We start from the raw sequence: 12,692 nt of genomic DNA, 5'->3' as shown, positions 1-12,692 counted from the left end.
CGGGTGGGGTACTTGGCGGCGAAGCCGCCGGCAACATGGCATCGCACGAAGCGTGATCCCATAATTGCGGGGCAAGTCACCGGGTTTTCGGTGATTTGCCCCGCATGTCAGTCCTTTGGCGGGGCAGGTTCCTGATGCTTCAGGGGGATTACCCCGCTGAATATGGTTCTGGCGGGGTAAAACGCCGAACTGTTCCGCAACCTGCCTCGGATACCTAGATGTGAGACATCTCAGTAAAGGAAAGAAAGGAGCCTCCCATGATGCTTGGCCTCGGACATGACGTGGTCGACGTGGCCGCCTTCGCGACGCAGCTGGCCGAACCGGGTTCCCGTATGCGAAACCTGTTCTCCGTCCGCGAGCTGCGGCAGGCGGCGGCCCACGCGCAGGCCAAGCACGATGAGGAAGCGGTGCATCTCGCCGCCAAATGGGCCGGTAAGGAAGCGGTGCTCAAGGCGTGGTGCGAGGCGCTGGGGGAGCGCCCCTACCCGTTCACGCTGGACGACTTCCCGTGGCGCGAAATCGAAATCCTCGACGATTCGCGCGGTGTTCCGCATGTATTACTTTCCGATACGGTCGTACAGGCGCTTCGCGAATCGATGTCCGTCGGGGTCGATGAGACGTCTCGCCGGTCCGACTTCCGATGGCACATCTCAATGTCCCATGACGGCCCCGTCGCATCCGCCGTCGCGGTCCTTGACTGATTCCGTGCGGTCATCTCCCGCAAAACGGCCCGTCTCCTGTGTGCAAGCCAACGTCGAAGCAAGGGCAAGTGTCGCCCGAAATCCCGATGTCCGCTCCTGTGCGCAAACCAACGCAACGGATCCGTTTTGCGTTGGTTTGCGCACAGGAGGCGCACGGGGTTGCCTAGGATGCGCGTCCTGATAAGGACGGATGCGCCCCGATAAGGATGCACGCGCCCGATAGGAACAGATGCGCCCGATAGGAACAGGCGCCGGGAGCCCGCATCCACGCGTGTTGAATCGGTTCGATGTCGAACCGGTTTGACATAATCGTGTCCAGTGCGCCGGACGATCGGCGCCACCCGAGCCGACCTCGCACATCGGCGAAACACCGGAGACGAAGGAGTTTCACATGGCACAGATGAGCAAAGCCGAAATCCTATTCAATGAGCGCTTCTCCCGCCATCGCGAGGAGTTCGAAGCCCTGTATTCGAGCCTGTACGACGACCACGAGTCCTACGACCAGCTCGTCAAGGCCATGATCGCCGCCGCGAAGGCGCGCCCTGCCGACCTCAGGCGTCTCGACGCCGCCCGCGAGCAGGATCCCGAATGGTACAAGCGCGGCGACATGTTCGGCATGACCATGTACACCGACCTGTTCGCCGGCGACCTCAAGAAGCTCGCCGAGAAGATCCCGTACCTCAAGGAGCAGAAGCTCACCTACCTGCATCTCATGCCTCTGCTGCAGATGCCGCACCCGAACAACGACGGCGGCTACGCGGTCGAGGACTTCGACACCGTCGACCCGCGTCTGGGCACCAACGAGGACCTTGCCGCCCTCACCAAGAAGCTGCGCAAGGCCGGCATCAGCCTGTGCCTCGACTTCGTGATGAACCACACCGCGTCCACGCACCGCTGGGCGAAGGCCGCGCAGGCCGGCGACCCCGAATACCAGGACTACTACTTCTGCTACTCCGACCGCACCATCCCCGACAAGCTCGAGGAAACCGTGCCGCAGGTCTTCCCGAACACCGCTCCCGGCAACTTCACCTGGAACGAGCAGATGGGCAAGTGGGTCATGACCCAGTTCTACCCGTTCCAGTGGGACCTCAACTACCGCAATCCGAAGGTGCTCGTCGCCATGATGTCGTCCGTCATGCACCTGGCGAACCTCGGCGTCGAGGTGTTCCGCATCGACGCGGTGCCGTACATCTGGAAGGAGCTCGGCACCGACTGCCGCAACCTGCCGCAGGTCCACACGATCGTGCGCATGCTGCGCATCATCCTCGAATGCGTCTGCCCGGCCGTCATCCTCAAGGGCGAGGTCGTCATGGCGCCCAAGGAACTCGCCGCGTACTTCGGCACGCCCGACAAGCCCGAGTGCCACATGCTGTACAACGTCTCCGTGATGGTGAACCTGTGGAGCGCGCTCGCCAGCCAGGACACCCGTCTGCTCAAGGCGCAGCTCGACGCGCTCAACGGCCTGCCGGACAACTGCTGGTTCGTCAACTACCTGCGCTGCCACGACGACGTCGGCTGGGGTCTCGACGAGGACGTGGAACGCGGCCTGGGCATCGACCCGCTCAAGCACAAGATCTTCCTGTACCACTTCTTCGAGGGCGCGGTACCGGGCAGCTGGTCGATGGGCGAACTGTACAACTACGACGAACCCAGCCAGGACGCCCGCAACTGCGGCACGACCGCCAGCTTCTGCGGCATCGAAAAGGCCCTGATCACGCACGACAGGCCGGCTCTGGACAAGGCCGTCGACCGTGATCTCATGCTGCACCGCACGATCGCGTTCCTGCGCGGCTTCCCGATGCTCAACTGCGGCGACGAGATCGCGCAGCTCAACGGCTGGGACTACAAGGAGGACCCGGACCGCATCGAGGACAGCCGCAACCTGCACCGCAGCAAGTTCGACTGGGACAAGGCCACGCTGCGCAAGCAGAAGGGCACGCTGCAGAACCGTCTGTGGGAGGGCATGGAGTCCCTGCGCGAGGAACGCAAGGATCCGTGCTTCGCGCCGGACGCGTGGGTGTCGACGTGGGATACGGCGAACGATGCGGTGCTGGCGATGGTACGCAAGATCGACGGCGAGACGCTGGTCGGCCTGTTCAACTTCTCGAACGCGCCGCAGCACGTCCACCTCAACGGCTCGCCGCAGGTGATGGACGCGCTCGACGCTGACCTCGAACCGTACGAGACCAAGTTCGTGCGTCGCTGACGTCGAGTCCTGATCGCAGCGTCGGCCGCTGATTCGACGGCCGCGCAAAAACCAGGGGCGGTTCCGACATCATCTGTCGGAACCGCCCCTGTCATATGCGGCGCTTGTCGGCGGCTGCGCGGCCGCCGACAAGTCTGCGATCACTTCCTGCGCTTGACTGCCAGCACGGCGATCGCGACGGCTACGAGCACCGCCACGACGATCGCCACCGGCAGCACCGCGGCGCCGGTCGAAGAGATCGTCGCCTTGTTGCCGGCCTGCGGCTTCCCGTTGCCGGGCTTGGTCGCATTGCCGTTGGTACCCGGCTTGGTGGTCGGCTTGCCGTTGTCGCCGGGCTTGGTCGTATCGGTCTTCGTCACGGTGACCGTGGCGGACACGGTGAAGTCGCCGACCTTGCCCGAAACGGTGAACGTGCCCGACGTCTCGATCCACGAGGCGTCGTAGTCGTCCCACGCCACCGTTTCGTCGGTGACGTCGCCGTTCGACCAGGTGACGGCCAGGGTCGCCGGCAGCGCCGGCTTGCGGCCGACCTGCGTGGTGACTTTCACGGCGCCGTTGTTCTCGACGCTGACCTGCGTGGCCGGGTTGACGTGCACGGTGATGCTCACGTCGAGACCGGCGGCGGTGCGTTCCTGCCGGGGTTGTCTGCCTGCCGATATTCGGCGATGATCATCACGAATCGTTCAGCAAAGGCGATTAGCCTTACGTTCCATGAGCACCAATGAACCTCAGCCGTCATCGGACGCGCCGTCGCCGGACTCCTGGCCGCAGCGGCCGGCCGTCGACCCGCAGACGCAGCAGTCTTCCTCGTCGTCCGTCGAACCGTCAACGCCATCTGCACAGTCCGCGCACACCGAGTCAGAATTATCTCCGCAGTCCGAGTCCGGACCGTCTTCGCAGTCTCAGCCGTCCCGGCCGTCCGCGCAGCCTTACACGCCGCCGCAACCACTGCCGCAGGGCGTGTATCCCGGCTATCCGCCTCAGCCGCAGTCCCAGCCGCCGTATCCGTACGGCCAGCCGGCCCAGCCGTACCAGTCTCAGCCGTATCGGTATGGTCAACCGCAGCCCGGTCAGTACGGTCATCCGGAAGCCCGGTATCAGCCGGCCGGTCAGTATCAGCCGCAGCCCGGTCAAGCCACGCAGCCTGCAGGCCAATACCCGCCGTCCGGACAGTACGCGAACCAGTATCCCGGCCAGACCGCGCCGTACCAGCAGCCTCAGTCCCAGCCGTACCAGCCCAATCCCTACCCGTATCCGCCGCAGTATCCGCAAACGGCGTATCCGTATCAGCAGTATCAGCCATACCAGCCGTATCAGCCGTATCAGCCGTATCCGCAGTACGCCGCCCGTCCGGTCGATCCGGTCGTCGCGCGCCGCCGCGCCCTGCGCAAGGCGGTCGGCCGTCCCGCCGGACTCACGCTCGCCTATCAGGGCGTGTTCACCGGCGCCAGCTTCGTGTGCGGACTTGTGCTCGGACTCGTCATGGGACTGGGCCGCTCCGGCGCGGGCCACATGTCCGGTTCGACGTTCGACCAGACCATGCAGGATGTCGCCCAGCAGACCGTGCAATGGATGGGCGTGCTGAGTCTCGTCTCGGTGGCGGTCGGATTCCTGTTCATGCTGCTCATGCGGCATCGGGTGATCCTCACTCGCGCGTTCTGGCTCGGCGATCCGCGCGAGCCGCACGCGCCGATGCGTCCCGCATGGTTCGCCGTGTTCGTCGCGCTGATCCTCGGCGTGCAGGGACTGTCGATCCTGTTGCAGCTCGCGTTCTCCGCGATCGGGCTGTCGCTCGTCTCTCCCACGTCGGAAAGCATCGACGAATCGGCCGTCACGATCAGCATGTGGCTGTACATCGGACTTTTCGGGCCGATCGTGGAGGAGGTCGTGTTCCGCGGCGTGCTCATGAAGGAACTCAAACCGCTCGGCAAGAACTTCGCGATCCTCACGTCGTCGCTCATGTTCGCGCTGTTTCACGACGACGTGGTGCAGGGCCTGTTCGCGTTCGGATGCGGTCTCGTGTTCGCGTTCGTCGCGATGGAATACTCGCTGATCTGGTCGATTGCGCTGCACATCTTCAACAACGCCGTCCTCAGCGGCGTACTCGGCGAATTCGCCGCCGGATTCGGCGAGACCGGCAACATGATCTACGCGGTATGCCTGCTGGTGATCGGCATCGGCGCACTCATCGCCGTGCTCGTCAAATACGGCTGGGGTCTCAAGCAGTACCGGCTGGCGAACCGCAGCATGCCCGGCACGTACTGGGGTTGGACGTCCGGACTGTTCCTCACGTTCGTGATCCTCAACGGCGGATACGCGCTGCTGTCGTTCGTGACGGCGATGATCTCCGCGAACGGGTGAGCCGGCGCGGCGCGTGCGTTGCCGGCGTGCCCTACAGTGGAAGTACCGCACCGATTACCACCGTGACCGTTGGGAGAACCATGAGTGATTTCGAACCGTTCTACGATGTCAACCTGAGCTACGACGACAACTACGCGAAAGGCCCGTTCGGCGCGTTCGCCGCGGCGCTGGCGGGCGGGACGACCCCCTCAGCCGGCTGCGCCGACAGCTCCCCCTGTCAGGGGGAGCAGGGGAAGGAATCCGAATGTTCTTGCTCCCCCCGTGAGGGGGAGCTGTCGGCGCAGCCGACTGAGGGGGTGCCTGAGCACTCCGACGCCGGCACCGCCGATTTCCTCGGCCATCGGGTGAACCTGCCGTTCGGCATCCCGGCCGGCCCGCTGCTCAACTCGCGCTTCACCACGGCCGCGTTCCGCATGGGCTTCGACCTCGCCACCTACAAGACCGTGCGCTCGCGTGCGTGGGGCTGCAACCCGTTCCCGAACGTGCTCGCCGTGCACCCGAAGGCCGCCGACGGCTCGCTCACCCCGGGCAGCGCCGAACTCGACGAGGGCGTGCTCGCCGATACCCGCTACGAGCAGCCGATCTCCATCTCCAACTCGTTCGGCGTGCCCTCGCGCGACCCGGACGAATGGCAGCCCGACATGAAGCGCGCCATCGAGGCCGCCGGCCCCGGCCAGTTGCTCATTCCGAGCTTCCAGGGCTCGCGCACGGAAGGCATGACTACCGAGGACTACATCGCCGACCACGTCGCCACCGCGCGGCTCGTCACCGAAACCGGCGCCGACCTCATGGTCATGAACACCAGCTGTCCGAACGAGGGCCACAACCGTCTGCTGTGCCATGATCCGGCGCTGGTCGGCCGCATCACCGAGGCTGTGAAGAACGAGATCGGCGACCGTGCGCTCGCGATCAAGCTCGCGTACATTCCGCCGACCGAAGTGACCGGTGGCTGGGGACCGGAGCGTCGCATCGTCGATGATTCCGCGCTTGAGTTCATGGTGCGCGAGACGGCCGCGCGCGGTTCGGTGCAGGCGTTCTCCGCGATCAACACGATTTCCGCGCGACTGGTTGACGCCGCCGGTCAGCAGGCGCTGCCGGGCGCCGGCCGCGACCGCAGCGGCGTGTGCGGCCGTGCGATCCGCCACGCCGGCCTCGACATGGTGGCGCGTCTGGCCGTGATCCGCGAGAAGCTCGGACTGGACTACACGATCATCGGCCTGGGCGGCGTGGTCTCTCCCGAGGATTACGCCGCGTACCGCGCGGCCGGTGCCGATGCGGTGATGAGCGCCACCGGCGCGATGTGGGACGCCGATCTCGCCCGCAAGATCAAGGCCGCCCGCTAAGCCTCGCGGGATCGTCCGGTCCCCGTCCCTTTTCCGTTCGTTTCCTAGGGTGTTCTCGTCCAATGGCCCTGTGGCGAGAGCACCCTAGAAATGTTTCGAACGACGGTCCGGCCCCGGTCCTGCCCCGCTCACACGCTCACGGTCGTCAGCGTCGGCGTCTCCGTGCTCGACTTGATTTGCTTGAAGCCCACGAACGCGATCGCCAGCGACGCCAATGCCAGCACGGTCACCACCAGGAATCCGCCGTGCGAGCCCATTCGGTCGATGAACTGGCCGGCGATCGCCGAACCCAGCGAACCGCCGATCGAATTCATCGCGCCCATCCACGCCATGCCTTCGGTGAACCGCGTCGGCGGCACCAGATGCAGCATGAGCTGGTTGCCGTTCACCCATGTAGGCGCTTGGCACACGCCCACCAGCAGGTAGATGATCATGATCACCCACAGGTGCCGCGCGAACAGGAAGCATCCGATGCCGAGATTCACCACGAGCAGGCAGAAGTAGAAACGCTTCCACAGCGGGATCGTCCAGTTCTTCGCGCCGTACACGAGCGCGCCCACCAGCGAGCTGATCGAGAAGCACGCGAACACGAAACCGGTGTACTGCTTCATGTTCGACTCGGTGGCGAACGCGACGATCGAAATGCCGGCCGCCGACTGGAACGCGCCCAGTCCGAACCACGTCACGCACATGGCGATCAGGCCCGGACCCCAGATCGACTCCTTGTGTCCGGCCAGGGCGTCGGCCTGCGCCCGTTCGACTGCCGCGCGCACGCCGGCTTCGTCCAGCCCCTCATCGATGGCCTGGCATCGCGCGCGTTCCACGGCGGCCTCGGCCTGCAGGGCCTTCGCCCGCGCCGCCTCGCGTTCGCGGTACTGCTTGCGTGTCATGCCCGCCTCGCGTGCGAGCACGGTCTGCGACTTCGGCTCGGTCGTCAGTTCCGTCAGAAACATCAGCGCGCCCACGACCACGCACATGCCGGTCACGGAGAACGCGAGCAGGCCGGAGATCACGGCCAGCGTCGAGGCGAGCGGATTGCCGATCACCCACATGGCCTCGTCGAACACGCTCGACAGGCTCAACGCGCGGTTCGTGCGTTCGCGGTCGCCCTTGAGCAGCGTCGTCCAGCGCTGGCGGCTCATCGCGCCCCACGGCGGGATCGCGGCCATGAACGGCACGATGCAGAACAGGATCCACGACGGCACGCGCGCGGTGATGCATGTCACCAGCGAGGTCGCCGCGATCATCCACACGATGATCGTCGGGATCGACACCTGCCGCTGGCCGAACTTGTCGACCAGCTTGCCGAGCACGGGGGAGAAGATCGCCAGCGCGATCGCCTGCACGGCCGTGAGCGCACCGGCCAGCGAATAGTTGCCGTAGTACTGCTGCACGGAGATCGTGATTGTCATGCCGACCATCGGGAACGGCATGCACGCGATGACCGATCCGACCGCGAACCGCGCGGTGTGGGGTATGCTCAGCAGTTCCGCATACCCGCCGAAGAGTTTATGGTTGATGTCCTTGATTGCGCCCACTACCTGGTTTGCCATAGCCGCTCCTTTCCGCTCACGGTTGGATATTGGGGCCGGTCGCCGTTTTGCGTCGCGGCGGACGGTCGTTCGTTGGTTTGATCGTTTGGCTGGTCGATGGTTTGACGTTCGCGCGCATCCTCGGCGCAGCGTTGATTACCACTTGGTAGCTTGAAGGAAACCGGCTGTCCCGTTACTCCCCAGCGGCAGGTCACTGCGTCATGTTGCCGTGCCTTGGGTCAGCCGTGCGAATGCATGCGTTGCTCTTCACTTGTGCAGTCATGGATACTCTAGAAGTTCGCCCGCCGCGACACGCGGTGCGCCGGATCATCCGTGTTGAATAATTGATGGAGAACACGAGTCCCGTCCACCGCACGAAGGAGCCGGACATGACAGCGACCACCATCCATTTCGTCCGTCACGGCAAGGTCTACAATCCCGGCCATCTGCTGTACGAACGGCTGCCCGGATTCCACCTGTCCGACCGCGGCATGCGCATGGCCCGGGCGACCGGCGCCTACCTCGCCGCCAACCCGCAGACCAACACCATCGCCGCCGTCTACTCGTCGCCGCTCGAACGCACGCAGGAAACCGCCGGCGCCATCATCGACGCGCTCAACCCGGTCCGCGCCGAACGCGGGCAGGAACCGCTCGCGCTCGTCACCGACCCGCGCGTCATCGAGGCGGGCAACGAGTTCCGCGGCCTGCGCATCGGCCACGGCGAAGGCGCGCTGTGGAAGAACGGCAACTGGAAGCTCGTGCTCAACCTGTACCGGCCGAGCTGGGGCGAGTCGTACCGTTCGATCGCCGAACGCATGAGCGCGTTCGCCCGCGAGAAGGTCGCGCAGCATCCCGGCGAGCAGATCGTCGTCGTCAGCCACGAATCGCCGATCTGGTCGTACCGTCACCTGCTCGAAACCGGACATCCCGAACACTGGATGTTCCTGCGGCACACCGCGCTCGCGTCCGTCACGTCCGTCACGTACGACTGCGAGAGCGGCGATGTGATGTCAATCACGTACGTCGACCCCGCCGCCGACGTGCAGTAGCGTGACAATGGTGAACGGTGACCGCCGCGTGATGCTCCCTAACGAGGGGCAGACGCGTTCCCTCCCCTGGCAGGGGAGGGTGGCCGACGGAGCCGGACGGGTGGGGTGCTACCCGTTGCGTTCGGCACGACGCGGTTCATATGCAAAGGAGCGAACATGACTTTTTCTCTTGATTCCGCTAAGGTCGCGCGCGTGGCCGCCCTGCCGGCCGTGCGCGAGGCGGCCGGGGCCGGGGCGCGACTGGTTTCGCTGTGGCCTCTGACCGACGCCAAGCAGATGGACAACGACGCGAAATACGCGGAGAACCTGCAGGTGCGGCTCACCCGCATGATCGCGCGCGTCGTCACCGGCGAGGACGTCACCGTGCCCGACGCCGAGTTCGTCTACGAGGGCGCGGACGAGATCCCCGGCCGCCCGCAGGAGATCGTCGACGTGCTGCTTGCCGCGAACGACGCGTACGACACGATGGTCGGATACCGTGACGCGCACGATCCTGCCGTGCTGTTCGAGGCGGCGTCCGCGATGGGTGTCGACTGGCCGGAAGCGACCGTCGCCGCGCTGGACGGCGCGATGCCGGCGATCGAGACAGTGCTGGCGGAAAGCGAGGCCGGCACGACCGGTACCGCGGACGGCGAGACGGATGCCGCGGCGGTCGCCGACGCGCTCGCCCGACGATTCGCCGAGGCGCTGACGATCTGCGACAGGCTGCTCGCCATCGTCTCCGAGACCGACACCGACCATCTGGCGACGGCCTCGCTGCCGGTCATCCTGTTCGTCAACGAACTGCGCGAACAGCTGTCGGTGCCTCGGCTGTGCCTGACCGACGAACAGTACCGTACGCTGCTCGACGCGCGCCGAAACGCGGACGATACGTTGTCCGCGACCGTTTCGACGATCGCCCCGATCGCCGCCGCCGAATGGAACCGCCACTACGACGACGTGACCTGGGATCCCGACGAGGCCAAGCGCCGCGCCAAGGAGGAGGACGAGCGCAAGAACAAGGAGGCGCTCGCCGCCAAGTTCGCGCATATCAAGGACGATCCGTCCAAACCGGCCGTCGAACTGTGAGATAACTGTTCGACGGCTATTGGCAGCCGCGATGTGCGTCGGCGGCCGTTCGGCGGCTGTTTGACGGATCCGGTACGTACGACGAGGCCCGTTGACCGATGACATCCATCATCGGCCAACGGGCCTCGTATCGTTCATGCTGCCGCGGGTGCCCGCGTTATGCGGACGTCACTGCTGCGCGGGGTTCTGCGTGCCCGGTTGGGACGGATCCTGCGGGTACTGCTGCGGATAGCCCTGTTGCGGCTGCGGATAATCCTGCGGTGCCTGCGGATACTGCTGGGTCGGGTCCGGGTACTGCTGAGACGGATACTGCTGATCCTGGGCGGGGTACTGTCCGGCCGGATACTGCTGGACGGACGTGTACTGCTGCGACGGATACTGCGCGGACGGATCGGTCTGGCCCGCGTACTGCGCGTCGGTCGGCTGCTGGTACTGACCCTGCTGGTACTGGTCCTGCGGGTAAGCCTGCGGCGCCTCCTGATACTGCGGGTACTGCTGTGCGTACGGATCCTGCTGGTACTGCTGCGTGTACTGCGACTGCAGCGCGGCCTGCCGGTAATCGTCGTCGAAGCGCACGCCTTCCGGTTTGGACGGCAACGCCATGTACACGACGTACACGATGCCCGGCACGACCACCAGCAACGCACCGATGACCAGCGCGATGCCGCCGCCGGCGAGCATGGCGCCGACGCCAGCGGCATCGCCCCCATGCAGTCCGACCGCGCTCATGACCGCGCCGAGGCCGCCGAAGAGCATCACCACGACGCCGACCGCCATCAGGCCGTAGAAGATGCCGACCAGCCATCCCGGACGGTTCGTGTCGTGCAGGCGGCGCATGCTCAGCGAGATCGTGGGAATGAAGGTCGCCAGATCCCAGACCGTGACGAGCAGGCTGATGCGGTCGTCGAGGCCGGAATTGGCGAAATCGAGCACGTTGCCGATGATCGTGGCGGCGAGAATCCACCACCAGAACTCGCTGCGGGACGCACGGCCGGAGAATTTCGCGTACTTCTTCCAGAAGCGCAGGAACGCCTCGGGGAACGGGCATCCGTAGTACGGCTTGTCCAGCGGTACGGTCGCCGCATACTGGCCGACGGCCGGCGGATACGCCGTCTGCTGCTGCGCGTACGGGTCGGGTTGCGGTGCGTACGCGTTCTGCTGTTGTGCGTATTGCGGTTGCGGTTGCGCGTACTGCTGACCGTAATCGGGCTGCGGTTGTGCGTACTGCGGCTGCTGTCCGTACTCCGGCTGTCCGTACTGTTGGCCATAGTCCGACTGTCCGTACTGCGGTTGTCCGTACTGCGCAGGCTGTCCGGAATATTCAGGCTGTCCGGAATGCGCGGGCTGCTGATAGTCCGGCTGCTGTCCGTACGATGGCTGCGCGTACTGCGGCTGTCCGTATGACGGCTGCTGCGGTCCCTCTCCGCTGGTGCCGTCGCCGGTGCCGAACGGGTTGTTTGATCCTTGATCGCTCATTGGGTACCCCTTCGTATGGCGAATGATGTCACCGTCATTGTCTCACGGATATTGCACGGCACGCGGCGATTCGTCTATTACGTGACGGTGTGCCGCATGCCGTGACATACGAAAAGGCCGCGGACGTGAAAATCCGCGGCCTTCGATCGTCTATCGTCTATCGTCAGTCGCCGTCGGCACCGCTTGCCACGGTATCGTCCTCGCCGAGCGCGATCCGTTCCACCAGCGTGATCACGCCGAGCAGCACGGCCGTCTCAACGATCACGACCACGGTGGCCGAGAAGATCAGCGGTGTACGGAACGAGTTGAACGCGGCCTGCAGCCAGATGCCGAGGCCGTTCATCGCGCCGAGGTATTCGGCGGTGGCGGCCGTGCCGAAGATGTAGGCCGCCGAGATGCGCACGCCGCCGAAGATCTGGCGGGCGGCCACGCGCATCTTCACATGCCACAGGGCCCATGCGCGGGTCGCGCCGCAGGTCAGGGCCACGTCCTCATAGAACTGCGGCACGGCGGCCAGTCCGCGGGTGGTCTGCACGGCGATCGGGAAGACGCCGAACACGGCGACGATCACGATCTTGCCGATCGGTTCGAAACCGAACCAGATCATGAACAGCGGGGCGACCGTGATCAGGGGGATCGTCTGCGCGGAGACGAGCAGCGGGAAGACCGCGCGGTGCAGCGTCTTCGACAGGTACAGTCCGATGCCGATCACGATGCCGGCGACGATCGCGACGGCGAAGCCGGCCAGACCCTCGTACGTGGTGATCGCCGTGGCCTCCATGAGATCGGACCAGTTGTCGGCGATCGCCTTGACGATCTGCGTCGGGGCGGCCAGCGTGCGTTCGGACACCTTGCCGAGCCGCACGCAGGCCTCCCAGACGATCAGCAGCACTCCGATCGTGACCGCGGGAGGCGCGACGCGGGCGAGCCAATTCCTGAGACTACGCATCGGTGCC

The 12,692-nt window shown here is 65.4% G+C and carries 10 protein-coding genes; 6 read left to right on the top strand and 4 right to left on the bottom strand.

Annotation, left to right across the window (positions count from 1 at the left end; genetic code table 11):
- The first annotated feature begins 260 nt into the window (after nt 1–260).
- Both GFD25_RS09375 and GFD25_RS09370 read left to right on the top strand, forming a co-directional pair.
- Nucleotides 261–701: a holo-ACP synthase gene (locus GFD25_RS09375; RefSeq protein WP_163232190.1), complete on the top strand. Its 441-nt coding sequence runs from the start codon at nt 261–263 to the stop codon at nt 699–701.
- Between the two features lie 391 nt (nt 702–1,092).
- Nucleotides 1,093–2,907, top strand: a complete 1,815-nt coding sequence (locus GFD25_RS09370; RefSeq protein WP_163232168.1) for an alpha-amylase family protein — start codon at nt 1,093–1,095, stop codon at nt 2,905–2,907.
- 140 nt (nt 2,908–3,047) lie between these two features.
- On the opposite strand, the gene GFD25_RS09365 is transcribed toward GFD25_RS09370, so the two are convergent.
- A complete protein-coding gene (locus GFD25_RS09365; RefSeq protein ID WP_163232166.1) occupies nt 3,048–3,515 on the bottom strand; it encodes an Ig-like domain-containing protein in 468 nt (155 codons plus the stop codon).
- Between the two features lie 103 nt (nt 3,516–3,618).
- On the opposite strand from GFD25_RS09365, the gene GFD25_RS09360 reads away from it, so the two are divergent.
- Entirely contained in the window at nt 3,619–5,268 is a 1,650-nt protein-coding gene (locus tag GFD25_RS09360) for a CPBP family intramembrane glutamic endopeptidase (RefSeq protein ID WP_163232164.1), read from the top strand.
- An 80-nt stretch (nt 5,269–5,348) separates the two neighbouring features.
- Nucleotides 5,349–6,611, top strand: coding sequence for a beta/alpha barrel domain-containing protein (locus tag GFD25_RS09355; RefSeq protein WP_163232162.1), 1,263 nt, complete (start codon nt 5,349–5,351; stop codon nt 6,609–6,611).
- A 128-nt stretch (nt 6,612–6,739) separates the two neighbouring features.
- Here GFD25_RS09355 and GFD25_RS09350 read toward each other — a convergent pair whose 3' ends face one another.
- A complete protein-coding gene (locus tag GFD25_RS09350; protein WP_163232160.1) occupies nt 6,740–8,164 on the bottom strand; it encodes an MFS transporter in 1,425 nt (474 codons plus the stop codon).
- Nucleotides 8,165–8,532: 368 nt separating this feature from the next.
- Here GFD25_RS09350 and GFD25_RS09345 point away from each other — a divergent pair, with 368 nt between their 5' ends.
- Nucleotides 8,533–9,192: a histidine phosphatase family protein gene (locus GFD25_RS09345; protein WP_163232158.1), complete on the top strand. Its 660-nt coding sequence runs from the start codon at nt 8,533–8,535 to the stop codon at nt 9,190–9,192.
- Nucleotides 9,193–9,348: 156 nt separating this feature from the next.
- Nucleotides 9,349–10,260, top strand: coding sequence for a hypothetical protein (locus tag GFD25_RS09340; protein ID WP_163232156.1), 912 nt, complete (start codon nt 9,349–9,351; stop codon nt 10,258–10,260).
- 168 nt (nt 10,261–10,428) lie between these two features.
- Here GFD25_RS09340 and GFD25_RS09335 read toward each other — a convergent pair whose 3' ends face one another.
- Together GFD25_RS09335 and GFD25_RS09330 are read right to left on the bottom strand one after the other, a co-directional pair.
- Nucleotides 10,429–11,736, bottom strand: coding sequence for a DUF805 domain-containing protein (locus tag GFD25_RS09335; protein WP_163232154.1), 1,308 nt, complete (start codon nt 11,734–11,736; stop codon nt 10,429–10,431).
- Nucleotides 11,737–11,899: 163 nt separating this feature from the next.
- Nucleotides 11,900–12,685 carry an ABC transporter permease gene (locus GFD25_RS09330; RefSeq protein ID WP_163232152.1) on the bottom strand — a complete coding sequence of 262 codons (786 nt, stop codon included), beginning with the start codon at nt 12,683–12,685 and terminating at the stop codon, nt 11,900–11,902.
- Nucleotides 12,686–12,692 lie beyond the last annotated feature (7 nt).

It is taken from the genome of Bifidobacterium aerophilum, from assembly GCF_010667685.1.
Lineage (GTDB): Bacteria > Actinomycetota > Actinomycetes > Actinomycetales > Bifidobacteriaceae > Bifidobacterium > Bifidobacterium aerophilum.
Note: the sequence above shows the minus strand (reverse complement) of the source record. Positions and strands in the feature narration are given on the sequence as shown.